Below are 22357 nucleotides of genomic sequence, written 5' to 3' on the forward strand. Positions count from 1 at the left end.
GTGTGGGTTCGAGTGGCCCGCTACACAGCCCCACGCCCCACCGCAAATCGAAAGCCCTAAAGACGACTCGAGTCAACGAAGAAGTGCGCGCCTGGGTAGCTTAGCGGTAAAGCGCGTCCTTGGTAAGGACGAGAGCCCGGGTTCAAATCCCGGCCTAGGCTCTTATCAGTTTGTTGCTAATCTCGCACAGAACCTTCTCTTGAGAACTCTCTGAGCAGGACTCCAAGTGTTTCTGAAGGGCGTAGTGAAAACGCTTCTATGGACTCCCTCTCATAGCAGACACACTCATAGCAGACACACTATCGAATCGCGCGCGAGTCTCTCGGCCCCGAATTCAGATCGCCGCCTCCAGTGAAACGGTCTAGTACTGATCGAGCCTCGGTAGCGACGTTACGTATCGGGGGTGATCTGACCGCAACAACTCCCGGTTCCTCCAGTAGCTAGCAAAAAAGCGCGGAATACAGCGGACGCATTCGTCGAATTCGAATGATTACTGGCGGTCAAGGGGTCGTTCCGGGTCTGCTCCTATCCCGTTGGTCAATTTCATTGGGAGGATACGGATAGCGGGAGTTCAACCCAATGGCCCGGCCAATCGCGGCGAGAACGGGAAACAGGACGCGCTGGAGAGTCCGTGGCGGCTGCGCTGGAACGACTACAGCAGGGTACGTCCGAATGAGAAGCACCGTCTGGAGGACGCCGATCACGCCCGATAGTTCACCGACTGCGTGGATGGCTGCAAACCGCGCGGTCAGGAACTCCCGCCACCGCCCGGGTGGAGTCACTTCGCGTCTGAATCGGGCTGACTCCGACTCGGTGTATGACACGTGAGGTGTGTTCGGTGGAATGACGATCGCCTCACCAGCACCGACCTTGTACGTCTCTCCATCTGATTCGACTACGAGCTGCCCCGAACGAACGTCGAACCGTTCCTCGGTGTCGGGATGGTAGTGCATCGGTGGTGGCTCGAGGTTTGCCGGCCGCGATTCGTCCCAGATCAGTCGTTCCTCACTGGAGGCGGACTCGTCGAATCAATCTCTCTGGAGGCTTTTAGAACGGGCGTGCGAAATACAGAGAATCTACTCAGAGTGCGATTCATTCACACCGAGAGCGTGTTACCGGATCAGAGCCGACTGCTCTTCGAGTGATTTTGAATCCGCCCTGACCGATGCGTATACTCGCTCGGCCCACTCGCGCGCAATCGGCGCGTCCGTATCGACGAACACCTGCATAAGACCGGTGGTCTCGTCGTAGCCCCCGATCCCGACGCGGTCGTCGAACAGCGCGAGACCGTACGGCAGGTCTTCGCGCGTTCGGAGAGTCAAGTGTCCGCGATCGATCGCTTCGCGGGCGCGCTCGGGGTACGTCTCGAAGAGTTTCTCGACGATGTGCGGCAGGTAGATGATCTCGGTGTCGGTTTCGTCGAACACCCGCCGGTGGAACTCGCCGAGGACCAGCGGTGCCATGTGCGTCGTGTTGAACCCCCGGAACGTCGCCGACTCGTTGGCGAGCGCGACGAACCGCTCGACCGGTTTGTAGGGATCGTCCGGTTCGGCGACGGTGATCGTCGCGTCTACGAACGGCTCGAGGATGAAGTCCCGGTGATCCTCACAGACCGCGTCCAGAAGCGGCGTCATTCTGTGTGCGGTCCGCACGTTCGCCTCGAATCGGAGGACTTCCTCGGCGATGACTGCGCCGCGCCAGGTCAACTGGAATCGGCCATCGACTTTCTCGACGAAACCCCGCTCGTCGAGCCACTGCGTGTACCGGTGGCTCGTCGCCCGCGAGACGTCGAGGCGCGCTTCGATTTCCCGCCGATCGAGCGGTTCCGAAAGCAGCGCTTCGAGGACGGGGCCGTGCCTGACGATGTCGCCGAGGAGGTCCGTATCGATACGATCACCCGCGGCGTCCAGACGCTGGCCGAGGTAACGACGGTTCCGTTCGTTTTCTAGAATCGCCTCGAGGACCGGCGAGCCCGGTGGTAGCCGACTATCCCTGTCCGATCGGTCGCCTTGGTCAGGCACCATGTGACTCACTCTCTAGACAGAGGAAGGCACTGATAGTAACTCTATCCCGTACCTGGTCCGAAACTCGTCTCACCGCTTGAAACGGTACTCTCGATGCCGAACGCTACTCGATGGGTGAGGCCAACATCCGTGCTGTCGTCCGCTTCTGTATGGCACAACAAGCCATCCCCATCGAACAGATCGAACAGTTCGAAGCCGGACTCCACGGCGATCTGATCCGTCCCGAGGATTCCGACTACGACGACGCGCGCGCGGTCTGGAACGGAATGATCGACAAGCGTCCGGGCCTGATTGCCCGGTGTCGGGGCGTCGGCGACGTCATCAGCGCGGTGAACTTCGCGCGCGAGAACGACCTGCTGGTGGCGGTTCGCGGTGGAGGCCACAACGTCGCCGGAACCGCCGTCTGCGACGACGGGCTCGTCATCGATCTCTCCGGGATGAGGGGTGTATGGGTAGATCCTGACGCACGGACAGGACGGGTCCAGGCCGGTGCCACGTGGGCGGATGTCGATCACGAGACGCAGGCCTTCGGTCTCGCAACGCCGGGCGGGGCCGTTTCGGATACGGGCGTCGCAGGGCTCACTCTCGGCGGCGGCATCGGTCACCTTCGCTGCAAGTACGGGTTGGCCTGCGATAACCTCAGGTCGGTTGAGCTGGTTACCGCAGACGGCGAGTTCGTGACTGCCAGCGAGAACGAAAATACGGACCTCTTCTGGGGTCTTCGCGGTGGCGGCGGTAACTTCGGGGTAGTCACCGGTTTCGAGTTCGACCTCCACCCGCTCGGACCCGAGGTGGCGACCTGTCTCGTATTCTATCCGGGGGACCGAATGCGAGAGTGTCTACGCGCGTACCGCGAGTACGTCGCGTCAGCACCCGACGAAGTCAGCACGCTCACGTTGTCGGGTGTGATGCCCGATGAGGAACTGTTCTCCTCGGACGCGGTGGACGATACCAAAATCGCCATCACGGGCTGTTACGCGGGGTCGGTCGAGGACGGTGAGCGCGCGCTCGCGCCCCTGCGGGAGATCGCCGAACCGATCGCCGACGTCAGCGGGACGATGCCGTACGTGGACTACCAGCGGCTCTTCGACGAGGATCACCCCGACGGGATGCGCTACTACTGGAAGTCGCTGTACCTCGACGGTCTGTCGGACTCCGCCATCGATCGAATCGCGTACTGGACCGATGGAGCACCGTCACCGCTCTCGACGGTCGATGTCTGGCAGTTGGGGGGCGCGATCGAACGAGTGGACGTCGAAGACAGTGCGTTCGCGGGACGGCACGCTCCCTTCCTGCTCGGCGTCGAAGCGAACTGGGAGCGCCCGGAGGACGACGACGCGAACGTCGAGTGGGTGCGTGACTGTCTCGACGACATGCGCCAGTTCTCGGACGGGTCGGTGTACCTGAACTTCCCGGGGTTCCTCGAAGAGGGCGACGACATGATGCGGACCACGTTCGGACCGACGTACGAGCGGTTAGTCGCCCTGAAGGACGAGTACGACCCGACGAATCTGTTCAGCCTCAACCAGAACATCACGCCGTCTAAAAACGCCGAGGCCGACGGAGGTGCCTGCCGTGAGTGATCGTGGTGCGGAGACCCCGGTAGTCGGATGCCGGTTATCGACGAACTGGGTCGTCCTACTGAGTATAGCGGTGGGATGCCTGTGCGTCCTACTGGTCGCTCCCGCCCTCGGCGAGTCCGGACAGGCTGCTGCCACGGTCTGTTTCGTGCTGGCTGAAGCGCTCGTCTTGTACGTCGGATACGGGGCGCTGGCGCGGGTTGCTAGCCCGGCCGCCCGTGAAATACTCGTGAGTAGCTGACCGTGGAACCTTTCGGCCTCGGCATCCCGACGATCGGTCTCTTCGTCGGGTTCGGCCTGCTCATCGGCATCCTCTTCGGGTTCTTCGGGATGGGGGGCTCGTTCCTCGTGACGCCGACGCTGTTGGTGATCGGATACCCGGCGCCGGTAGCCGTCGGGAGCGGACTCGCGTTCGTCTTCGGCACCAGTGTTATCGGTGCGCTCAGACACCGCGATCACGGCCAGGTCAGCTACACGCTGGCGGCGGTGATGATTCTCGGAATGACGTTCGGCATCGAGGTCGGCACCCGGATCGTGTTCCTGCTCGCGGATCTCGGCAGCGCTGACGTCGTCATCAGCGCGGCGTACGTTGGCCTTCTCGGCGTTGTCGGACTCTTCGTCCTCCGAGATGCTCGCACTGACGGTACCGAAGTGGGAACGGGTCGAGTCGCTACCGAAGTTCAGTCCATCACGCTCCCACCACTGGTGTCGTTACCTGGCGGTGCGACCGTCTCGGTGTGGGTTATCCTCGCTGTCGGGTCGAGTATCGGCGTCCTCTGTGGATGTCTCGGTGTCGGTGGCGGATTCCTTCTGCTCCCCGTCATGGTCTACGGGTTCGGCATTCCCACTGCAATCGCCGCTGGAACCAGCGCCCTCCAGATTTCGATTTCGGGTGCGTTCGGGACGTTCGTCTACGCCCAGTCGAACGCCGTCGAAATCCCCGTCGTCGCCGCGTTGCTCGTCGGAAGCGGTTTCGGTGCTCGCATCGGTGCAGGTGCGACACGTCTCGTAAACGAATCCGACCTCAAGGGATACTTCGCCGGTATGCTGCTCGCTGGGAGTGTTGCCACCGCAAGTAAGCAGGCGAGTGCGGTATACGAAGTCGAGACGCTCGAGACGGTGAGCGTAGTCCTCATCTTTGGAACTGCAGCTCTGATCAGTGGTGCGATTGTCCGCGCGTCGATCGATTCGCTCGGAACGGATCGACAGCGTGAGCCGCCATGGACCCACTAACTACTAGCACGGCTTCGACTGATACGACGACGGAGGCCGAACGATAAATTGTCCGTCAGTCTGTTGTGGTTTCCGCAGTAATATTGCGGGATTCTTTCGTCGGAACTGAAGTAACTACTGCACCCTATGGCAACAGCTAACACAATACGCGTTGTAACCGCCAGTGGCGCTTGCTCCGATGTCCGGGTATCGAAGGAGATTCTGTCGTGGTAGGCGCAACGACTGGAGGGGACCCATGGCAACATCACTAGCGATCAATACGGAAGCGGTACAACACGGTTGCAACACCAGATGCAGGGGAGCGAGATGACTGACTTCATCGCGTATATCGACCGATCTGTGGTGCACGACGGAAAGTTGGACGATCTCAAACCGGCGATGGCGGAGTTAGTGAACTTCGTCGAGGCCAACGAGCCGGATATACTGGCGTACGACGTCTACTTTAGCGCCGACGGAGACCGGATGACCGTGATGCATATGCACGCCGATCAGGACTCCTTGGAGTTCCACATGGAGGTGGCGGGTCCGAAGTTTCCCCCGATCGGCGAGTTCATCGATCTCGAATCCATCGACGTGTATGGCCACGTAAGCGAGAGCCTCATCCGGCGGCTGAGGGACAAAGCCTCGGAGTTGGGAAGCGGACGCGTGTTAATCCACGAACTTCACCGAGGCGTCGACCGCGTTCCGGACGAGTGAGTCGAGGAGTAGTCGTCCGGTCGGCGATGTGCAGTTCGAGTGCACGTTTGGGATGGTGGGTCTGACCCTCGGCGGCCGCGTCCACCCGAATTCCCGTTCGCATCACTGTTTGCAGACCCTCGAATTCGAACGCCTCACGCCTCAACGGATCATCCGTTCGCTACTCGAACTGGTGCCCGCAGCGCCCATACATTTGCGGCGCAATAATGGCCCGACGGCGTTCTCGATTCTGCCAGATCTTGCTACTCGGACTGTCTGTAAACTTGGTATCGCTCTCACAAAATCAATAGACGATCCTGAGCTATGCTTTTCTCGAGAACTCACACAGAGCGTTGCTACTACCTCTTGCCAGGATATTTCGTTTGACGGAGGGTCCGTCGTCCGTTTGCCGAGCCCCGGACGGGCGGCAGTGGCGGGGCGGGGATTCAACCGTCGCGAACTCGTACGACCGCTCGAGCAGACCGAACGGCCAGCGCGGACCGACGCTCACCACGATTCACCATGTCCTCTCACAGCACCGACACGGCCGATCTCGAGGCGACGTACGGAACCGACGAGACGGACTCGCGGGCCGACGCGAGCGGGATCCGCTCGACCGTTCTCACCCAGGTCCGGAACGGGGCCCTCCCGATACTGACCGGCACCGCCCTGCTCGTCGATGCGGTCCGGTCGGCGGGACGGAGTCGACGCCGCGCCGGTCTCCGCGCGTTCGCGGGGGGCGCGCTCCTCGGAATCGGCCTCCGAAAACGGCGCTCGAGCGACGACGCGTCCGGACCGGCGGGCGACGAGTCGAGCGCGTACGACGACACCGAGTCGATCGGGATCGGCGACGAGGGAGGCGAGATCTCGGACGACGCTCGAGCCAACCGCGAGCGCTCCGACGTGCTCCACGGGTCCGAGACGAACCCTCGCGGCGTGTCGGGGGAGCCCGACGTCGAGACCGAGACCGCTTCCGACGAAGGGGACGTTCGGTTCACGACGGACCGGGACGGGGACGCGTCGCCGAAGCCGCACCTCGAGGGGACCGACGAGGATCCGCGCCGCGCCGAGGCCGACCCGGAGGCGGACGACGACCACGTCGAGGTCGACCTCTCGGAGGCCGCGATGGCCGACGAGGCCAGCGAGGCGACGGGCCCCGATCCGGAGCAGGCGTACCCCTCGCTCGAGGGAACCGACCCCGAACCGATGGCGGAAGAAGCGCCGCCGCGGGACGGCCACGAAGCCGATTCGGCCGCCGATTCCGAGGGTGACGACGGCGAGCGCTAGACGGACGACGCGACGAACGAGCGACGCGGCGCCGGCCGCTGACGACCGCGTCGCAATCACGGCAGACGGATTCCGCCGTCCACCTTCTCGAGGTGCAGTTTGGAACCACGGTTTAGTGGGTGACCGTTGGACGACCGGTATGGCCGAGACCGAACTATCGACGCCGGAGTTCGAGTACGATATCGAGAGCGCGATCGTCACGGGGGCGACCGGCGACGTCGGGTCGTGGGTCGTCGACCGACTGGCGGATCGCGGCGTCGACATCGTCGGCGTCGATTTCGACCGGCCCGACGGCGTGCGCGCCAACGTCGACTTTCGGGCCGTCGACCTGACCGAGGGCGTCGACACCTGGGAGACGATCGCCGAGGTCGATCCCGACGCCGTCGTCCACCTGGCGGCGCTCTCGGATCCACTCGAGAACCCGTCGACGCGGCTCTTCGAGAACAACGTCACGAGCGCGTACAACGTCCTGCAGGCGGCCGGCCGCGAGGGGATCGACGTCGTCTGGTCGTCCTCGCAGGCGACCTACGGCGCGCTGTTCGCGGAGTCGACGTGGACGCCGGACTACCTGCCGATCGACGAGGCCCACGACCGCCGGCCCGAGGACGCCTACGGGCTCTCGAAGGTCTGCGGCGAGGAGATCGCGAAATCGATGGCCCGCCGGTACGGGATCTCGGTCGCGACGATCCGGCCGGCGACGATCTTTTCGCCGACGAAGGAGCGAGCGCGACCGACCGAGGACGGCTCGGACCTCTCGAGCGAGGAGCCGACCGGCAACTTCGCGTCCTACGTCGACGTGCGCGACGTCGCGCGGCTGATCGAAGCGGCGCTGGCGGCCGACCTCGAGGGCCACGAGGAGTTCCTCTGCGTCGCCGACGAGAACTACCTCGGGCGGCCGACCGCGGAACTCGTGGAGACGGTCTGTGGATCGATTCCCGGCGAGGTCGACCTCGAGGGCAAGGAGTCGGCGCTGTCGAACGCGAAGGCCGCCGAGGTGCTCGGCTGGACGCCCGCCCACACCTGGCACGAGGGGGCCGACGAGGACGTGTCGGGGCCGACGTGGCTGTAGCTCAGCCGTCGTCGGGGACGGCCGAAAGCTGCGGGCGCCACCGCGGAACGGCCGTTTCGTTCCGGGCGACCAGCGTGACGCGCGGCTCGTCGCCGACGCGGCGCTCGGCGTAGTAGAGGATCGCGAGGTCCGAACACGCCGCCAGCAGTTCGTTCGAATCGAACCGGAACCGATCGCCCGGTCCGGCGTCGCGCTCCGCCGACGCGAGGTAGTGTTCGTAACAGAGGACGCCCCCGGGCGCGAGGGCGTCGATCAGGGCCGGCAGGCGATCGCGCGCGTCGAAGAAACTCACCGTCACGAGGTCGTAGCTCTCCTCGGGGACGCAGTAGCGATCGGCGTCGGCCAGAATCCAGTTGACGGTCGTCCCGCGTTCGCTCGCCCGCTCGCGGGCCCGCGAGAGCTTCGCGCTCGAGAGATCGACGGCGTCGACGGTCCAGCCGCGCTCCGCCAGGGCGAGGGCGTTCCGACCGGTGCCGGTGGCGACGTCGAAGGCCCGGCCGGGGGACAGTTCCTCGACGACCGACCGAACGATCGGCGCGAGTCCGTCCGATCCGACGGCGTCGCCTCGAGACGGACCCGAACCCGACCGAGCGGCGTCGTGGTCTTCGGTCACGGCTCGCACTCGCGGGACGCAGCGCCTTAGTTTCTCGCGGGATTCGACGATCGCCCGTCCCGCCGTCAGCACGGTGTGTCGTCGCCGCGCTACGTCACGTACAGCGAGTAGGCGATGATGACGAAGCCCACGAGCATCAGGAGGCTCTCGAGCAGGATGCCCGTCATCAGCGAGACCCCGAGAATTTCGTACAGCAGGCCGGCGAGCACGAGGCCGAGCGTCACGAGACCGAAGCCGGCTGCGAGGAGTCCGAGCGCGCGCTGGCGCGTCCGGCGGTAGGCTTTGAACGCGAGAAAGGTGATGAAGCTGCCCACGAGCAGGATGAGGGTCTTGACGACGGCGAGTAAGACGGCGATCGACGTTCCTGCGTCGTGGAAACTCATGGTGTCCGTACGTCGAAATTACGAACGGGAACCAAGTAGCTTGCGTTCACGACGAACGCGGCCGGCCGCGACCGCGGTCTCGAGGCGGAGCGGCGACGCGCGGACACCCGAGTCTTTTGCCCACCGGACCCGAACCGACGGCCATGACGCGATTGGTCGAACTCGAGGAGACGGGACCGAGAAAGCTCGAACCGTCTGATATCGACGACGAGAAGGGAGACATCGCGGTCTGTCGGTGCGGGCTTTCGGACTCGTTTCCGTTCTGCGACGGGAGCCACCGACGGACTCGCGACGAGGACCCGGACATGACGTACGTCTACGAGGACGGCGAGCGTCGGGTCGTCGAGCAAGTGGTGACCGAAGACGAGTCGGTCGCCGACAGCGACGGGAGCACCGAGGACAGCGAAAGCGGTACCGACGCCGATGACGACGGCAGCCCCGAATAAGCGACGCCACCGGGTTACCGTTACCGCATCGAACGCGAGGAGTTGAGCACGACCAACAGGCTGCTCGCGGCCATCGCGGCGGCGGCGAAGAGCGGGTTCAGCAGGCCGGCGACCGCCAGCGGGATCGCCACCGCGTTGTAGCAAAAGGCCCAGCCGAGGTTCTGGCGGATGCGCCGGTGCGTGCTCGCGGCGATCGCGAGCGTCTCGCCGACGGCCTCGAGGTCGTCGCCGACGATCACCGCGTCGGCCGCGTCGGTCGCGAGCTGGGTCCCGCCGCCCATCGCGATGCCGACGTCGGCGGCGGCCAGCGCGGGCGCGTCGTTGCTCCCGTCGCCGACCATCGCGACCGTCCCTCGCGTCCGGAGGCGGTCGACGGTCTCGGCCTTCGCCTCCGGCGGGACGCCCGCGAAGACCTCGTCGACGCCGTCGACCGCGCGGAACCGCTCGGCGGCCGGCCCCTCGTCGCCGGTGAGGACGACGATCTCGCGGCCCGACGAGAGCGTCTCGAGCGCCGCGTCGAGCTCCTCGCGTTCCGAATCCCCGACCGCGACGACGCCGCGGGTCCGGCCGTCCCAGCCGACGGCGACCGGGACGCGACCGGCCGCGCGGGCGTCGTCGATCGGGGACTCGAGGGCGTCGGGAACCGACAGCCCGCGCTCGCGGCAGCAGTCGGGGTGGCCGACGACGACGCGCTCGCCGTCGACGACGCCGCTGACGCCGCGGTCGGCTCGCTCGAACGAGTCGACGGCCGTGGAACCCTCGGCGCCGGACACGGTACCACCGTCATTTTCGGCCTCGAGATCACCGCCGTCGACCGCGGCGGCGGGCGCCGCCTCGACGACGGCGGCGGCGATCGGGTGCTCCGACAGCGATTCGACCGCGCCGGCTCGCCGGAGGAGGTCGTCCGAATCGGTCCCGTCGACGACGGTGACGTCCTCGACGGCCATTTGCCCGGTCGTCAGCGTCCCCGTCTTGTCGAGCACGACGACGTCGACGTCCGGGGCGTCCTCGAAGATCGTCTCCGCGGCGACGACGATCCCGCGCTTCGCGGCGGCCTGCACCCCCGCGGCGATCGCCAGCGGCGTCGCCAGCCCGAGCGCGCAGGGACAGGAGACGATGACGACGGTCAGCCCGATCAGGAGAGCGGTCGACGGACTCGAGCCGGTCGCGAGCAGGACGGCGGCCGTACAGACGGCGAGAGCGGCGACCAGCGGGACGAACACCGTCGCGAGCTTGTCTGCCAGCCGCTGGACGCCGGGCCGGGCGCTCTGGATCGACCAGAGCAGCGAGACGAGCCGATCGAGGGTGCTCTCGGCCGCGTCGCCGACCGCGAGGACGACCGGCGCGTCGGTGACGACGGTGCCGCCGCGGAGTTCGTCGCCGGGGGCCTTCCGGACGGGGAGGGACTCGCCGGTGACCAGCGACTCGTCGACGGCCGCGGTCCCCTCCAGAACTTCGCCGTCGAGGGGAACCCGCTCGCCGGGGCGGACGAGCAGCCGATCGCCGGGCTCGACGTCTTCGAGCGGGACCGTCTCGCCGCTCTCGAGGCGGGCCTCGTCGACCTGGCGTTCGGTCAGCTCCGAGAGCAGGCCGGTCGCGCGGCGCTTGACCGCCCGCTCGTAGTGGGTGCCAGCGGTGACGACGAGGACGACGGCGACGGTGACGTCGAAGTAGAGGTGGCTCTCCCCGAGGACGATTGCGACCGCGCTGTAGCCGTACGAGCCGAGCGCGGCCGTCGCGACCAGCAGGTCCATGTTCGGCCGGCCCGCACGGAGGCTGACGTACGCGCCCCGGAGGATCGGATACCCGGTGTAGAAGAGGATGAACGACGTGAACGCCCAGATGTTCGCGGACAGAAACGCGAGCTCGTAGCCGCCGAAGGCGACGACCGGCTCGAGGTCGAAGTAGGTCGGGTAGAGAAAGAGGACGTACCAGACCATGACCATCATGCCGAAGAAGCCGCCGAGCAGCAGCCGCGCGAGCCCGTCGTCGTCGCCCGCGTCGCCGTCGGCGGCCGATCGGTCGGCCGCGGCGTAGCCGTAGCCCGAGACGATCTCGGGGAGGTCGTCGGCCGCGAGCCGGTCGGAATCGTAGACGATCCGGATCGTGTCCGTCGCGTAGCTCGCCGTCGCGCCCAGCACGCCCGCCTCGCGCTCGGCGACCGACTCGAGGAACGCCTCGCAGGTCGAACAGTGCATGCGCTCGACCGCGAGAAAGGCGTCCTCGCCGTCGAGGTCGTCGAGGTCGCGGCCGCCCGCCGCGTCCGCCCCGTCCAGCCGCGATCGAACCGCCGCCTCGTCGGGGCCGTCGTCGCGCCGCTCGAGGGTTCGCGCGACCTCGAGACAGCCCCGACAGCAGTAGGTGCCGTCGACGTCGGGATCGGTGATCGGTGCCGACGGGAGCGGCAGATCACAGAGGTCGCAGCTCTCGCTACCGTCGGCTGTCGACGGCGATTCGGGCGCGTGTGGGCGTTCGGACGATCCTGGGTTCCGTGCGTCTGGGCACATCGTTAGAACGGTGGTGCGAACGGCAGCGGCGGGTGGGGGAGGTGGATTCCGTACAGCATCAGTCCGTGCGAGAGCGGGACGTAGCCGAGGACGACGAAGGCGACGCCGAGCCCGCGGTGGAGGCGGACGCGCGTCGCCGACTCGAGGGCGGTCAGGACGGTGCCGTAGGCGAACAGCGTCGGGATCGTCCCGAGCCCGAGGACGGCGAGCGAGAGCGCCCCGCGGGTCGGCGAGCCGACCGCGAACGCGTAGAGGTACGCCGGGTAGATGATCGGACACGGCATGAGTCCGTGGACCGCACCGAGGGCGACGATCCCCGGCGACGTCGCGAGCCGGTCGACCCGACTCGAGAGCAGCGCCGAGAGGCGCCGGAACAGCGTCCCGACGAGGGGAAGATCGTGGCCGGGGACGGCCGTCCGCCCGCGGACGTAGTAGAGCCCGCTCGCGATGATGGCGATCCCGACGAGGATCCCCGTCGCGCCCCTAACGGAGTCGCCGACCGCGGCGACGGCCTCACTCGAGGCGACCGTCGCCGCACCGAGGAGGCCGAAGCAGGCGCCGATCGCCGCGTAGCTCGCCGTCCGTCCGAGGTTGAACAGCGCGTGCTGGCGCACCTCGTAACCGGTGAGCGTATCGTCGCGGCGCTTGTCGCCGGCGGCGCCGATCCGGTCGGCGTAGGCCGTCACCAGCGGCCCGCACATCCCCAGGCAGTGGGCGCCGGCGAGCAGGCCGACGACGAAGAGGACGGCCAGGTCCGCGTGCTCGAGTCCGAGCCCCGGGCCGGCGCTCGCGAGTGCTGCGAGCGTCATCTCCGGCTGTCGTCCGGCCGCCGAGGCGTCATCTGGCGGCCCCGTTTTCGCTCGCGGCGTGATCGCCGTGCGATCCCTCGACCGGCGACATCGCGAGGTACAGCGAGCCGATGATCACCGCGACGTTCACCGCGCTGACGAGACCGGCGACGCCCGAGTTCGTGGCTCCGTAGACGACAACCGGAACGACCGCGAGTAGTCCGACGGCCGCCGCGTGCCGCGGCGTAACTGTCTCGAGGGGCATAGCCGTCTCTCGGGCTGTCAGCGGCTTAATACCACCAGTCGTTTTCACCGAACGGGAATTACGATCGGTCGTAAGGTACCGCTGTTCCCTACCAACGCGTATGAGTTCGGCGACAGAACAACGGACGACCGATCAGGCCGACGAAACCGCGTCTGGGGAGGCGGGTCCGGTCCGCACGATCGGTCACGACGAGTACGATCCGATCGGGACGCTGATCCTGATCGCGATCTACTTCGCGATACTGGTACTGCTGTGGCTGTTCATGTACTTCGTCGAGTTCCTCGGTAACGGGCCGACCGTCGTCGGGGTGCTCACGACGGTGGTGGGGCTGGCATGAACATCCACACCTACGAGAAGCTCTGGCTGGCCGCGGCGATGGTGTTGATCGTCGGCTTCATCGCGACGATCACGTACGGCGCGGTCGGTCCGGGCGTCTCGATGATTGACGACGACGGCGGCTCGATCGATCCCGACGCGATCAGCGATCACGAGCGGTTCGGCGACACCGGCGTCACACACGTCGGCGGGAACGAGTACGAAGTCGACGTCGTCGCGCAGGCGTGGTCGTACTCCCCGGGCGAGATCGAGGTGCCAGCGGGCAGCGAAGTGACGTTCTACGTCACGAGCCGGGACGTGACCCACAGCTTCTCCGTGGTCGGAACGAACATCAACACGATGGTCATCCCCGGCGAGGTCTCGAAGATGACCGTCGAGTTCGACGAGCCGGGCGAGTACGGCATTCTCTGCAACGAGTACTGCGGCGAAGGCCACCACAACATGGAAGGCAAACTGACCGTCGTCCCCGAGGACGAGTTCGACATGACCGAACTGGACGTCGAGGCCCCCGACGAGGCCGAGGCGGGCAACGAGACGACGATCAACGCGACCGTCAGCGACGGGATGCAGACCGACCTCGAGACGACCGCGACCCTCGTGATCGGCGACCAGCGGTACGACGAAGACGTCGCGATCGAGGGCGCCGACAGCGAGACCGTCGAGTTCGCGGTCGACACCGAGGAACTGGGTGCCGGCGACCACGACTGGGCGGTGATCGTCGACGACGAGGAGGAGAGCGGCACGCTCACCGTCACGGAGGGTGACGGCGGCTCCGACGGAGGTGACGGCGATGCGTAACGCCTACGTCGATCAGTTCCCGGCGGAGGCGAAGGTCATCAAGGCCGCCTTCTGGAGTTCCTTCCTCGCGCTGGCCGTCGGCGGCCTGCTCGGCCTCGTGCAGGCGCTCCACCGGACGGACGTCCTCCGGTTCATCGATTCGGCGGACTACTACACCGTGTTGACCGCCCACGGCGTCCTGCTGGCGATCACGTTCACGATCTTCTTCCTCGTGGGCGTCTTCACCTGGGCGGTGACGACCAGCCTCGAGCGGGGCGTCGTCGACACCCGCTTCACCTGGTCGTGGTACGCCATGATGGTCGTCGGCACGGTGCTGGTCGGCGTCACGATCTTCGCCGGTTTCCTCGAGGACGCGCCGGAGTTCCTCGGCGCGCCGCTGAACGCGGACGTGCTCTTTACGTTCTATTCGCCGCTACAGGCCCACCCCTTCTTCTACGTCGGGCTGGTGCTGTTCGTCGTCGGCTCCTGGCTGGCCGGCGTCGACTGGTTCCGGACGTGGTGGGCCTGGCGGGCGGAGAACCCCGACGAGCGGATTCCGCTCCCGACGTTCATGGTGTTGACGACGACGCTGTTCTGGTACATCTGTACGTTCGGCGTCGCCCTGTCGATCCTCGTCTTCCTGCTGCCGTGGTCGATGGGCATCGTCGACTCCGTGAACCCGCTGCTGACCCGGACGCTGTTCTGGTACTTCGGCCACGCCGTCGTCTACTTCTGGCTGATGCCGGCGTACATGATGTGGTACATCATGCTGCCGAAGCTCTCCGGCGGGAAGCTGTTCAGCGACCCGCTCGCGCGCGTCGTCTTCGTGCTGTTCCTGCTGCTCTCGACGCCGCTCGGTATCCACCACCAGTATCTGGACCCCGGCATCGCCGAGGGGTACAAGTTCATCGCGATGACGAACACGATGTTCCTCCTGCTGCCGAGCCTGCTGACCGCGTTCACCGTCGTCGCGAGCATGGAACACGGCGCTCGCCAGCGCGGCGGCGAGGGCTACCTCGGCTGGCTCAGAGCGCTGCCGTGGCGCGATCCGGTCTTCACCGGCATGGCACTGGCGGGCCTGATGTTCGCCGCGGCCGGCTTCTCCGGCATGATCAACGCCGGGATGAACATCAACTACCTCGTCCACAACACCTGGTGGGTCGTCGGTCACTTCCACCTCACCGTCGGCACCGCCGTCGCGCTGACGTTCATGGCCGCGGCCTACTGGTTCATCCCGCAGGTGACCGGCAAGGCGCTGTGGAACCGCTCCGTCGCGCTCGGGCAGGTCCTGCTGTGGTTCGTCGGCATGACGTTCATGTCGAACGCGATGCACCGCTCGGGACTGTTCGGGATGCCCCGCCGGACCGCCGAACCGCAGTACTCCGGCTTCGAGTTCGAACCCGCCGCCGGGACCGTCGGCGAGATCAACGCGCAGGTCGCCCTCGGCGCCGTGATCCTGACCGCCTCGCTGGCCCTGTTCCTCCTGAACGTGGTCCTGACGTCGCTCAACGGGACCAGCGACGCCATCCCGGACAACACCTACGCCGGAACGCTCTCGGGGCCCGAGGACGCGCCCGAGATCCTCGACAACCTCAAACTCTGGACCGCCATCGCCATCGTCCTCGTGGTCTTCGCGTACACGCTCCCGCTCGCGAGCATCATCGAGAACGGCGGTCTGTTCGGTCCCGGCATCGAGGGGCGACAGCTCACGCTCGTCCCCGATACCGCGGCCGTCCTCGAGACCGTCCGCGAGGTGATGCCGTAGATGCGCGTCTCCAAGGCCGGCCTGCTCGTCGTCGCGGCGATCATCGTTCCGATCGTCGTCGAACTCCGCACCGCGCTCTCTTGGTTCGGCATCGAGCTCTCGGTCCTCGAGGCGGTCGCCCTCGCCGTCGCGATCGTCCTCGCGATCGTCGTCTGGGCGGTGTGGCCGTCCGACGGGAACGACAACGCCGAAACCGAACCCACGGGTCCCGAGTGATCGAGCGCGGCGGCCCGACGCCCTGACCGGGAGTCGGGCGGGGGATTCGTTTTCAGAGCAGCGCGTGAGAATCGCGGTGCGTACGGGAACGCCGGTATCGAACTCCGTCGACACGGCGAGCCCGCTGGTCACGTCTCGAACGGAAGATCTCCGAGAAACTCGTCGCTCTGATAATCGAGATGATCCAGTCGAGCGCCGAGCAGTTCGCGGGTGAGGACCACCAGCGGATTGGTCTGGCCCTCTCCGATCATCGCGACCTCCGTTCTCGATCCGGTGGCGTCCTCGTCCCAGAGGCCGACGACGACGGTCTCTCGATCGGCGACGACGAGCCGACTCACCTTGGGATAGTTCGCCCGTTCGTACATCCAATCCATCTGCGGCTCCCAGATCGTCGCTTCCGGGAGGCGCTCTCGAAAGAACTCTCGAGCGGCGTGGTTTTTTGTTCCGGCGTGAAGTTCGACGCCTCGGTCGATGGCGTTCTCCGCGTACGGGACACACGCTTCGTCGAGTAACTCGTCGGACGCGTAGATCAGAAAGAGTTCGTCGTCGGCGCTGTCGGCCAGCTCTCGGCAATAGTCGTACACCGCTTCGCAACCCTCGAGCCGTCCGACGGTACGCTCGTCCGGCCTCCGTCCCGTCCCGAACTGCGAGAGCAGTTCGTCGAACGCTTCGACGTCCATCCAGCCGGCGTCATCCGCCGACCGACGGCCGGTGGTGACGTGATTTTCGTCGTGGTCGTACGCGACGAGCCCGACTTCGTCGAGCCGGGGAAGGTACTCGTGGTGGAGCGAGACGATCGTCCGCTCGAGTGTCGTCTCGTCCGCCGAAGCGAGGTGTTCAGCGAGCTCCGTTACGGAGAGGCCGCGATGAGATTCATTGAGAGTAGTTAAAATTTCACGATTGATAGTATCTGCGAGTAGTCGAATGATTTCTTCATCTTCTGACCCCATTACTGATGGATATTCCCGTGCGGATATTAAAAACCAGGTTTCTATTCGTAGATGTTATTGCGGGATTATAGCCTGTCAATTTCCGCTGAAAGTCACCGCCGTTCGCACTCGGTTCGCGGACGGAACTACCGAATCGTTCTATTCGGCTCCGAGAGCAACTTCGAAGAACGAAACCGCGCTACGAACTACCGGCAACGCGGCGGTCGCTACCACGTCTCGATCCGTCCCTCGCGGACGTCCTCCGCACAGCCCTCGCAGTCGGGATGGCCCGCTTCGAAACACGCCGGCCGGTACTGGTCGTCGAGCATCGCCGCCCGCTGTTCGGCGTAGCGCCGGCAGACGATCTTCGCTCGCCCCGCCTCGTCCGAGGGAAGGCTGCGGGCGTTTTTCGCCACCTCGTAGGCCTCGCGGGCCTCCTCGAGTTGCTCGCCCGTCGAGCCCCGAACCTGTTCGTACTGCTCGCCAGCCTCCTGAAGCTTCGAGCGCAGGAACCGCTCGAGCCGACGACGATCCGCCATTGGCACGTGATTCGGTCGCCGGCCACATAGTCCCGTCGCCGCCGTTCCGCGATTCGTCGGCGCGGGAACGGTCTCGGCCGACCGGCGACGAGCGACCGCTCGAGCCGGGCGAAGGATTTTGCCAGCTCGTGTTGTGTGGTGTCTATGGCCACGGAGCAGCCTCGCGAGAGTCGTCGCGACGAGATCGACGCGATCCTCGAGCGGAAGGACGGCGGCGTCCGCGAAACCCGCGACGAGGCCGACAAGTACACCGTCGTCGGCGCGGCCGACAGGCGAACCTACGCGAACTGGCTGACGCCAGTCGAGGAACACTTCGTCTGCCACCGCAACGACATTCCCGACGCCGACGCGGACTCGTGGACCGTCTCCCTGACGGGAGGACTCGACGACGAGTACTCGCTGTCGGACCTGAACGACGAGTTCCCGACGGTCGCGGTGGCCCACACGATGGAGTGCGCCGGAAACGGCCGCGGACAGCACCGACCAGAGACGGGCAGCGTCCAGTGGGGATTCGAGGCCGCCGGGACGGCGGTCTGGACCGGGACGCCGCTCAGTTCGGTGTTGCGCGGCCGGCTGGACGACGCGGACGACGACGCGTGGCTCACGGCCGTCGGCGGCGACCCCTCGGACGGCGACGACGTCTTCGCGCGGTCGATCCCCCTCTCGAAGGCGCTCGAGGACTGCATCCTCGCCACGGAGATGAACGGCCGGCCGCTCCCCCGCGAACACGGCTTTCCGGTTCGGCTGATCGTCCCCGGCTGGTACGGCGTCAACTGCGTCAAGTGGATCGAGGAACTCCGACTGATGGACGCGATGGTCGTCGACGGCTCACTGGACCGGCCCGGCGACCACGCCTACTGGCAGCAGGAGGCCTACCGAATGCACCCCGCCGGCGTCGACCCCGAACCGAACGAGACCGTCGAAACGGTCGATACGTGGGCCCAACTCGAGGCGGGCGAGCCCGACCATCCCTACACGTTCGACCAGACCGTGATGTCGGTCATCGGTTCCCCGGACGGCGAATACGCGGTGAGCGCGCCGGAGGACGGGACGATCGAACTCACCGGCGTCGCCTGGGCCGGCGACGACGGCGTCGAGCGGGTCGAAGTCTCGACCGACGGCGGCGACGCGTGGGTCGACGCGGAGCTGTTCGGCCCCGACTACGCGGGTGCGTGGCGACTGTTCCGCTACGACTGGGACGCGCGGCCGGGGACGCACGTCCTCTGTTCGCGGGCGACCGACGATCGGGGGCGCCGGCAGCCGATGCGGATCTCCGATCCCGACGCCTGGCGCGACGCGCTCGAGGCCGACGAGTTCCCCTGGAACGAGGGCGGGTACGCCGCGAACGCGGTTCTGCCGAACGCCGTCGAAACCGACGTCGAGTCGGCCTAACGGCCTCGAGCTCGAAGCGGGGACGTTCACTTTCACCCCGGTGCCGGTACTTTAAATACTATCGGGCGCGAAACGAGATATGCCTCCCAGTGAAACGAAAGAGGAGGCGTGACACAATGAGCGACGTACGACAGCACGCGGACGACATACACGACCAGTTTTCGGATCACATCGACGTGAGCGTCGACGACGTCGAGGAGCGACTGACGACGCTCGTCGACGAGTACAAGGTTCCCATCGACGAGGCGCGCCGGAGCGTCACCAACCACTACCTCGAAGAGGCCGGCCTCGAGCGAGAGGACATCTCGCGGGGCGGCAGCGAGGAAGTGAACGTCGAGGACGTCGACGAGCCCGAACAGTGGATCGACCTCACCGCGAAGGTCATCGAACTCTGGGATCCCCGGAGCGACTCCGTCGCGCAGGTCGGCCTGCTGGGCGACCCGACGGGCACGATCAAGTTCACCAAGTGGGCCAAGTCCGATCTGCCGGCCCTCGAGGAGGGCGCGGTCTACGACCTTCGCAACGTCGTCACCGACGAGTACCAGGGCCGGTACTCGGTCAAACTCAACTCGACGACGGTGATCGAGGAACTCGACGAGGACCTCGAGGTCGGTGACGACACCAGCGAGATCGAGGGCGCCCTCGTGGACATGCAAAGCGGCAGCGGCCTCATCAAGCGCTGCCCGAAAGAGGACTGCACGCGCGTCCTGCAGAACGGCCGCTGTAACGAACACGGCGAGGTCGAAGGCGAGTTCGACCTCCGCATCAAGGCGGTCGTCGACGACGGGATCGACGCCCACGAGGTCATCTTCGACAAGGAGGCCACCGAGGACCTGACGGGCCTGAGTCTCGAGGAGGCCAAGGACATGGCGATGGACGCCCTGGACACGACCATCGTCGCCGACGAGATCGCTGCGGACATCGTCGGCACCTACTACCGCATCGAGGGACCGACCTTCGGCCGCTACGTGCTGGCCGACGACGTCGAGGAACTCGACGGGCCCGCCGACGCCGAACAGCTGCTGATCAGAGCGAGGTCGATGTGATATGAGCCAGTCAGAACTCACCCGCGAAGTCGCCCGCCGCGTCTTCGCATCGGAATTCAACGATTCGACGTACACCTTCAAAGAGAGCGACGACGAGCGCGCGCCCAACTACGCGCTGCTCCCGACCGGCGACCGCGCCAACCGCGTGTTCATCGTCGGCACCCTCACGGAAACGGAGGACGTCGGCGAGGACAGCGAGTACTGGCGCGGCCGGGTCGTCGACCCGACCGGGACGTTCTTCGTCTACGCCGGCCAGTACCAGCCCGAGGCCGCCTCGGTGCTCCGGGACACGGAGCCGCCGGCCTACGTCTCCATCGTCGGCAAACCCCGAACCTACGAGACCGACGACGGCAGCGTCAACGTCTCCGTTCGCCCCGAATCCATCGCGGTCGTCGACGACGACACCCGCGACCGTTGGGTCGTCGAAACCGCCGAACGCACCCTCGACCGCATCGAGGCCTTCGAGGAGTGGGAAGCAGAACAGGAGGCCCCCGAGAGCGGCTCGACGGCGCCGACCAACGAGTACGCCCAGATGGCCCGCGAGCGCTACGACTCGCCGGTCGTCAACTACCGCAACGACGTGATTCAGGCGCTCGAGCAACTCGAGGACGTCGAGCCCGACGACGCCGAAGCGACGGCCTGAGTTCGCCGTCACCGGTTCGTTCTTTTTCGCGCCGCTCAATCCAGAGAGCGACGCATTCGCGCCCGATCTCCGATCACGCCTCGAGAGCGGTCTCGAGTAGCGCGCCGATCGCCGCGAACTCGTCGTCGGTGACCTCGTGGCCGGTCTCGGGGTAGCGCCGCTCGTCGACCGCGGCGTCGGCTCGCTCGAAGATTTGCGCCGTCGCGGCGACGCGCGACGGATCGATGTACGGATCTTCGGCACCGTAGCCGAGCAGGACCGGCGTCGCCGCCAGCGAGCCGTCGATATCGGTCGCCTCGAGTTCGGTGGCCGATCCCGGCAGGGTCGCGGAGAGAACGGCGAGCCCGCCGTAGCGGTCCGGATTCCGGCGGACGTACTCCGCGACGACGCAGGCGCCCTGCGAGAAGCCCGCGAGGACCGTTTGTTCCGGTGGAATCCCGATCTCCGCCGCGGCCTCGCAGGCGGCGGCCACGCAGTCGACGCTCGAGGAGAGCCACGGCTCGTTCTCGGTTCGCGGCGCGGCGGCCGAACGGGGGTACCAGCGGCTCCGCTCGGCCTGCGGGGCGAGGACGGCGAGGCCGTGTCGATAAACGGGTTCGAAGAGGTTGACGACGCCCTGGGCCGTCGCGCCGCGACCGTGGCAGACGACGAGCGCGGCGTCGGCGGCCAGCGCGGGCGCGCCGGCCGCGAGCAAGGGTTGGCCGGCGTGGGGTCCCGACACCGCGTCCATCGTCCGACCCGAGTCCCGTCCCGTCATCGATCGCTATCGGTGTCGACGGTGTCAGCGGTGTCGTCGGCGCGCGCAGTCGCCTCCGGAACCGTCAGCTCCGGCAACTGGCTCTCGATCAGGTCCCGATCCCGCTCGAACCAGTCGGGCAGGTGCAGCGACTCGCCGGGCCCGCCTTCGGGGCCGCTCGCGGCGACGCCGTCGCTCTCGGTCGCCAGTTCGAAGAGGACGCCGCCCGGCTCGCGGACGTACAGCGAGTGGAAGAAGTGGCGGTCCTTGACCCGCGAGACGTCGTGGCCGCGGTCGTCGAAGAGTTCCCGCCACTCGTGGAGTTCGCCCTCGCTCCCGACGCGGACCGCGACGTGGTGGAGGGTTCCGGGGCCCTCGCGGCCGAACTCGGCGTCCCGGTCGAGCACGTCGACGACCGTCGCTCGATCGCCGGCGGCGCGATACCGGGCTCGGTCGTCCAGTTCGGTCTCGTACTCGAAGCCCAGCGTCTCGAGCGTGCCCGCGGTCGCGTAGGGATTGACCGACAGCGTCGAGACGCCGTGGAGCGCGCGGACCGCGGCGTCGTCGGGAACCGGGCCGTCGGTCCACGGTTCGACGCCGCTCGGGTCCGGCGCGTCGGGCGGGCCGGCGACGAGTTCCAGTCGCGTCCCGTCGGGATCCTCGAATCGCAGGACGCGCTCCTCGAAGCGCTCGAGCGGGCCCTCGACCGCGACGTCGTGATCGACGAGTCGGTCCCGCCAGTACTCGAGGGAGTCCGCGGGAACGACGAACGCGACCGACGCGACCTGCGGTTTGCCGACCCGGCCCGGATCGGCGTGGGGGTCCGGGAAGTGGGTCAGAACCGTCCCCGGCGTGCCGACCGCGTCGCCGAAGTAGAGGTGGTGCTGGAGGATGTCCTCGAAGTTCACCGTCTGGGTCGCGAGGCGGAGACCGAGGACGCCCGCGTAGAAATCGACGGCCGTCTGGGCGTCGCCGACCAGCCCCGTGACGTGGTGGAGTCCCGGCGTGTCGGGAGGCATGGTCGACGTTGGGCCTCGAGCGGAATAGCACGTCCGGTCCCGGAACCGCGAGCGGGGGTCCCGTCTGACGAATCGTTAAGTGTCATGCC

At 66.6% G+C, this 22357-nt stretch carries 25 protein-coding genes and 1 tRNA gene; 15 read left to right on the top strand and 11 right to left on the bottom strand.

Features of this window, described 5'->3' with window-relative positions:
* Nucleotides 1–89 precede the first annotated feature (89 nt).
* Nucleotides 90–161, top strand: a tRNA-Thr gene (locus HTZ84_RS14910).
* Between the two features lie 339 nt (nt 162–500).
* Here HTZ84_RS14910 and HTZ84_RS23210 read toward each other — a convergent pair.
* On the bottom strand, nt 501–953 hold the full coding sequence (locus HTZ84_RS23210; RefSeq protein ID WP_174681408.1) for a cupin domain-containing protein: 453 nt from the start codon (nt 951–953) through the stop codon (nt 501–503).
* Between the two features lie 159 nt (nt 954–1112).
* On the bottom strand, nt 1113–2024 hold the full coding sequence (locus HTZ84_RS14920) for a helix-turn-helix transcriptional regulator (protein WP_174681409.1): 912 nt from the start codon (nt 2022–2024) through the stop codon (nt 1113–1115).
* A gap of 149 nt (nt 2025–2173) precedes the next feature.
* On the opposite strand from HTZ84_RS14920, the gene HTZ84_RS14925 reads away from it, so the two are divergent.
* The 6 genes from HTZ84_RS14925 (at nt 2174) to HTZ84_RS14945 (ending at nt 7868) form a co-directional block, all read left to right on the top strand.
* Complete coding sequence (locus HTZ84_RS14925) at nt 2174–3607, top strand: FAD-binding oxidoreductase (RefSeq protein WP_174681410.1); 1434 nt, start codon at nt 2174–2176, stop codon at nt 3605–3607.
* Between the two features lie 91 nt (nt 3608–3698).
* The gene (locus HTZ84_RS23285; protein ID WP_455429276.1) at nt 3699–3845 is read left to right on the top strand and encodes a DUF7512 family protein; all 147 of its coding nucleotides are present in this window, start codon (nt 3699–3701) and stop codon (nt 3843–3845) included.
* Nucleotides 3846–3847: 2 nt separating this feature from the next.
* Nucleotides 3848–4837 (top strand): sulfite exporter TauE/SafE family protein, encoded by a 990-nt coding sequence (locus HTZ84_RS14930; protein WP_174681411.1) that lies wholly within the window; start codon nt 3848–3850, stop codon nt 4835–4837.
* A gap of 306 nt (nt 4838–5143) precedes the next feature.
* The gene (locus tag HTZ84_RS14935; RefSeq protein WP_174681412.1) at nt 5144–5533 is read left to right on the top strand and encodes a putative quinol monooxygenase; all 390 of its coding nucleotides are present in this window, start codon (nt 5144–5146) and stop codon (nt 5531–5533) included.
* Between the two features lie 501 nt (nt 5534–6034).
* Nucleotides 6035–6799 carry a hypothetical protein gene (locus tag HTZ84_RS14940; protein ID WP_174681413.1) on the top strand — a complete coding sequence of 255 codons (765 nt, stop codon included), beginning with the start codon at nt 6035–6037 and terminating at the stop codon, nt 6797–6799.
* 139 nt (nt 6800–6938) lie between these two features.
* Nucleotides 6939–7868: an NAD-dependent epimerase/dehydratase family protein gene (locus tag HTZ84_RS14945; RefSeq protein ID WP_174681414.1), complete on the top strand. Its 930-nt coding sequence runs from the start codon at nt 6939–6941 to the stop codon at nt 7866–7868.
* Nucleotide 7869: 1 nt separating this feature from the next.
* Here HTZ84_RS14945 and HTZ84_RS14950 read toward each other — a convergent pair whose 3' ends face one another.
* Together HTZ84_RS14950 and HTZ84_RS14955 are read right to left on the bottom strand one after the other, a co-directional pair.
* Nucleotides 7870–8481 carry a class I SAM-dependent methyltransferase gene (locus HTZ84_RS14950; protein ID WP_394353277.1) on the bottom strand — a complete coding sequence of 204 codons (612 nt, stop codon included), beginning with the start codon at nt 8479–8481 and terminating at the stop codon, nt 7870–7872.
* A gap of 89 nt (nt 8482–8570) precedes the next feature.
* The gene (locus HTZ84_RS14955; RefSeq protein WP_174681416.1) at nt 8571–8864 is read right to left on the bottom strand and encodes a DUF7521 family protein; all 294 of its coding nucleotides are present in this window, start codon (nt 8862–8864) and stop codon (nt 8571–8573) included.
* Between the two features lie 143 nt (nt 8865–9007).
* Between HTZ84_RS14955 and HTZ84_RS14960 the strand changes: the two genes are divergently transcribed.
* Nucleotides 9008–9310: a CDGSH iron-sulfur domain-containing protein gene (locus HTZ84_RS14960; RefSeq protein ID WP_174681417.1), complete on the top strand. Its 303-nt coding sequence runs from the start codon at nt 9008–9010 to the stop codon at nt 9308–9310.
* Between the two features lie 20 nt (nt 9311–9330).
* Here the strand turns inward: HTZ84_RS14960 and HTZ84_RS14965 are convergent, their stop codons facing one another.
* From HTZ84_RS14965 to HTZ84_RS14975, 3 genes are read right to left on the bottom strand one after another with little or no spacing between them, the layout of a single operon-like run.
* A complete protein-coding gene (locus HTZ84_RS14965) occupies nt 9331–11817 on the bottom strand; it encodes a heavy metal translocating P-type ATPase (protein WP_174681418.1) in 2487 nt (828 codons plus the stop codon).
* Nucleotides 11818–11819: 2 nt separating this feature from the next.
* On the bottom strand, nt 11820–12626 hold the full coding sequence (locus tag HTZ84_RS14970) for a sulfite exporter TauE/SafE family protein (RefSeq protein WP_174681419.1): 807 nt from the start codon (nt 12624–12626) through the stop codon (nt 11820–11822).
* 28 nt (nt 12627–12654) lie between these two features.
* Nucleotides 12655–12870, bottom strand: a complete 216-nt coding sequence (locus HTZ84_RS14975) for a cytochrome-ba3 oxidase subunit (RefSeq protein ID WP_174681420.1) — start codon at nt 12868–12870, stop codon at nt 12655–12657.
* A 100-nt stretch (nt 12871–12970) separates the two neighbouring features.
* Here HTZ84_RS14975 and HTZ84_RS14980 point away from each other — a divergent pair, with 100 nt between their 5' ends.
* From HTZ84_RS14980 to HTZ84_RS14995, 4 genes are read left to right on the top strand one after another with little or no spacing between them, the layout of a single operon-like run.
* The gene (locus HTZ84_RS14980; RefSeq protein WP_174681421.1) at nt 12971–13207 is read left to right on the top strand and encodes a hypothetical protein; all 237 of its coding nucleotides are present in this window, start codon (nt 12971–12973) and stop codon (nt 13205–13207) included.
* Nucleotides 13204–14004 carry a cytochrome c oxidase subunit II gene (locus HTZ84_RS14985; RefSeq protein WP_174681422.1) on the top strand — a complete coding sequence of 267 codons (801 nt, stop codon included), beginning with the start codon at nt 13204–13206 and terminating at the stop codon, nt 14002–14004. Before HTZ84_RS14980 ends, HTZ84_RS14985 begins: the two co-directional genes overlap by 4 nt.
* The gene (locus HTZ84_RS14990; protein ID WP_174681423.1) at nt 13997–15748 is read left to right on the top strand and encodes a b(o/a)3-type cytochrome-c oxidase subunit 1; all 1752 of its coding nucleotides are present in this window, start codon (nt 13997–13999) and stop codon (nt 15746–15748) included. The genes HTZ84_RS14985 and HTZ84_RS14990 overlap by 8 nt, the downstream gene beginning before the upstream one ends.
* On the top strand, nt 15749–15964 hold the full coding sequence (locus HTZ84_RS14995; RefSeq protein ID WP_174681424.1) for a CbaC protein: 216 nt from the start codon (nt 15749–15751) through the stop codon (nt 15962–15964).
* Between the two features lie 128 nt (nt 15965–16092).
* On the opposite strand, the gene HTZ84_RS15000 is transcribed toward HTZ84_RS14995, so the two are convergent.
* Both HTZ84_RS15000 and HTZ84_RS15005 read right to left on the bottom strand, forming a co-directional pair.
* Nucleotides 16093–16914: a DUF7344 domain-containing protein gene (locus HTZ84_RS15000; protein WP_174681425.1), complete on the bottom strand. Its 822-nt coding sequence runs from the start codon at nt 16912–16914 to the stop codon at nt 16093–16095.
* A gap of 206 nt (nt 16915–17120) precedes the next feature.
* Nucleotides 17121–17432: a DUF7091 family protein gene (locus HTZ84_RS15005; protein WP_008892760.1), complete on the bottom strand. Its 312-nt coding sequence runs from the start codon at nt 17430–17432 to the stop codon at nt 17121–17123.
* A 144-nt stretch (nt 17433–17576) separates the two neighbouring features.
* Here HTZ84_RS15005 and HTZ84_RS15010 point away from each other — a divergent pair, with 144 nt between their 5' ends.
* From HTZ84_RS15010 to HTZ84_RS15020, 3 genes are all read left to right on the top strand, one after another.
* Nucleotides 17577–18824, top strand: coding sequence for a sulfite oxidase (locus HTZ84_RS15010; protein ID WP_174681426.1), 1248 nt, complete (start codon nt 17577–17579; stop codon nt 18822–18824).
* 116 nt (nt 18825–18940) lie between these two features.
* On the top strand, nt 18941–19870 hold the full coding sequence (locus HTZ84_RS15015) for a replication factor A (RefSeq protein ID WP_174681427.1): 930 nt from the start codon (nt 18941–18943) through the stop codon (nt 19868–19870).
* Nucleotide 19871: 1 nt separating this feature from the next.
* The gene (locus HTZ84_RS15020) at nt 19872–20513 is read left to right on the top strand and encodes an RPA family protein (protein ID WP_174681428.1); all 642 of its coding nucleotides are present in this window, start codon (nt 19872–19874) and stop codon (nt 20511–20513) included.
* Between the two features lie 73 nt (nt 20514–20586).
* On the opposite strand, the gene HTZ84_RS15025 is transcribed toward HTZ84_RS15020, so the two are convergent.
* Both HTZ84_RS15025 and HTZ84_RS15030 read right to left on the bottom strand, forming a co-directional pair.
* Complete coding sequence (locus HTZ84_RS15025) at nt 20587–21270, bottom strand: alpha/beta hydrolase (RefSeq protein ID WP_174681429.1); 684 nt, start codon at nt 21268–21270, stop codon at nt 20587–20589.
* On the bottom strand, nt 21267–22268 hold the full coding sequence (locus HTZ84_RS15030) for a VOC family protein (protein ID WP_174681430.1): 1002 nt from the start codon (nt 22266–22268) through the stop codon (nt 21267–21269). Before HTZ84_RS15030 ends, HTZ84_RS15025 begins: the two co-directional genes overlap by 4 nt.
* Nucleotides 22269–22357: the final 89 nt, after the last annotated feature.

Source organism: Haloterrigena gelatinilytica, assembly GCF_013342145.1.
In the GTDB taxonomy this organism is placed as follows: domain Archaea; phylum Halobacteriota; class Halobacteria; order Halobacteriales; family Natrialbaceae; genus Haloterrigena; species Haloterrigena gelatinilytica.

Bases quoted from the DNA above. Each gene is read 5' to 3' on its own strand.
- HTZ84_RS23210 (WP_174681408.1), bottom strand. From the start codon at position 953: ATGCACTACCATCCCGACACCGAGGAACGGTTCGACGTTCGTTCGGGG.
- HTZ84_RS14920 (WP_174681409.1), bottom strand. From the start codon at position 2,024: ATGGTGCCTGACCAAGGCGACCGATCGGACAGGGATAGTCGGCTACCA.
- HTZ84_RS14925 (WP_174681410.1), top strand. From the start codon at position 2,174: ATGGCACAACAAGCCATCCCCATCGAACAGATCGAACAGTTCGAAGCC.
- HTZ84_RS14935 (WP_174681412.1), top strand. From the start codon at position 5,144: ATGACTGACTTCATCGCGTATATCGACCGATCTGTGGTGCACGACGGA.
- HTZ84_RS14940 (WP_174681413.1), top strand. From the start codon at position 6,035: ATGTCCTCTCACAGCACCGACACGGCCGATCTCGAGGCGACGTACGGA.
- HTZ84_RS14945 (WP_174681414.1), top strand. From the start codon at position 6,939: ATGGCCGAGACCGAACTATCGACGCCGGAGTTCGAGTACGATATCGAG.
- HTZ84_RS14955 (WP_174681416.1), bottom strand. From the start codon at position 8,864: ATGAGTTTCCACGACGCAGGAACGTCGATCGCCGTCTTACTCGCCGTC.
- HTZ84_RS14960 (WP_174681417.1), top strand. From the start codon at position 9,008: ATGACGCGATTGGTCGAACTCGAGGAGACGGGACCGAGAAAGCTCGAA.
- HTZ84_RS14965 (WP_174681418.1), bottom strand. From the start codon at position 11,817: ATGTGCCCAGACGCACGGAACCCAGGATCGTCCGAACGCCCACACGCG.
- HTZ84_RS14970 (WP_174681419.1), bottom strand. From the start codon at position 12,626: ATGACGCTCGCAGCACTCGCGAGCGCCGGCCCGGGGCTCGGACTCGAG.
- HTZ84_RS14975 (WP_174681420.1), bottom strand. From the start codon at position 12,870: ATGCCCCTCGAGACAGTTACGCCGCGGCACGCGGCGGCCGTCGGACTA.
- HTZ84_RS14980 (WP_174681421.1), top strand. From the start codon at position 12,971: ATGAGTTCGGCGACAGAACAACGGACGACCGATCAGGCCGACGAAACC.
- HTZ84_RS14985 (WP_174681422.1), top strand. From the start codon at position 13,204: ATGAACATCCACACCTACGAGAAGCTCTGGCTGGCCGCGGCGATGGTG.
- HTZ84_RS14990 (WP_174681423.1), top strand. From the start codon at position 13,997: ATGCGTAACGCCTACGTCGATCAGTTCCCGGCGGAGGCGAAGGTCATC.
- HTZ84_RS14995 (WP_174681424.1), top strand. From the start codon at position 15,749: ATGCGCGTCTCCAAGGCCGGCCTGCTCGTCGTCGCGGCGATCATCGTT.
- HTZ84_RS15000 (WP_174681425.1), bottom strand. From the start codon at position 16,914: ATGGGGTCAGAAGATGAAGAAATCATTCGACTACTCGCAGATACTATC.
- HTZ84_RS15005 (WP_008892760.1), bottom strand. From the start codon at position 17,432: ATGGCGGATCGTCGTCGGCTCGAGCGGTTCCTGCGCTCGAAGCTTCAG.
- HTZ84_RS15010 (WP_174681426.1), top strand. From the start codon at position 17,577: ATGGCCACGGAGCAGCCTCGCGAGAGTCGTCGCGACGAGATCGACGCG.
- HTZ84_RS15015 (WP_174681427.1), top strand. From the start codon at position 18,941: ATGAGCGACGTACGACAGCACGCGGACGACATACACGACCAGTTTTCG.
- HTZ84_RS15020 (WP_174681428.1), top strand. From the start codon at position 19,872: ATGAGCCAGTCAGAACTCACCCGCGAAGTCGCCCGCCGCGTCTTCGCA.
- HTZ84_RS15025 (WP_174681429.1), bottom strand. From the start codon at position 21,270: ATGACGGGACGGGACTCGGGTCGGACGATGGACGCGGTGTCGGGACCC.
- HTZ84_RS15030 (WP_174681430.1), bottom strand. From the start codon at position 22,268: ATGCCTCCCGACACGCCGGGACTCCACCACGTCACGGGGCTGGTCGGC.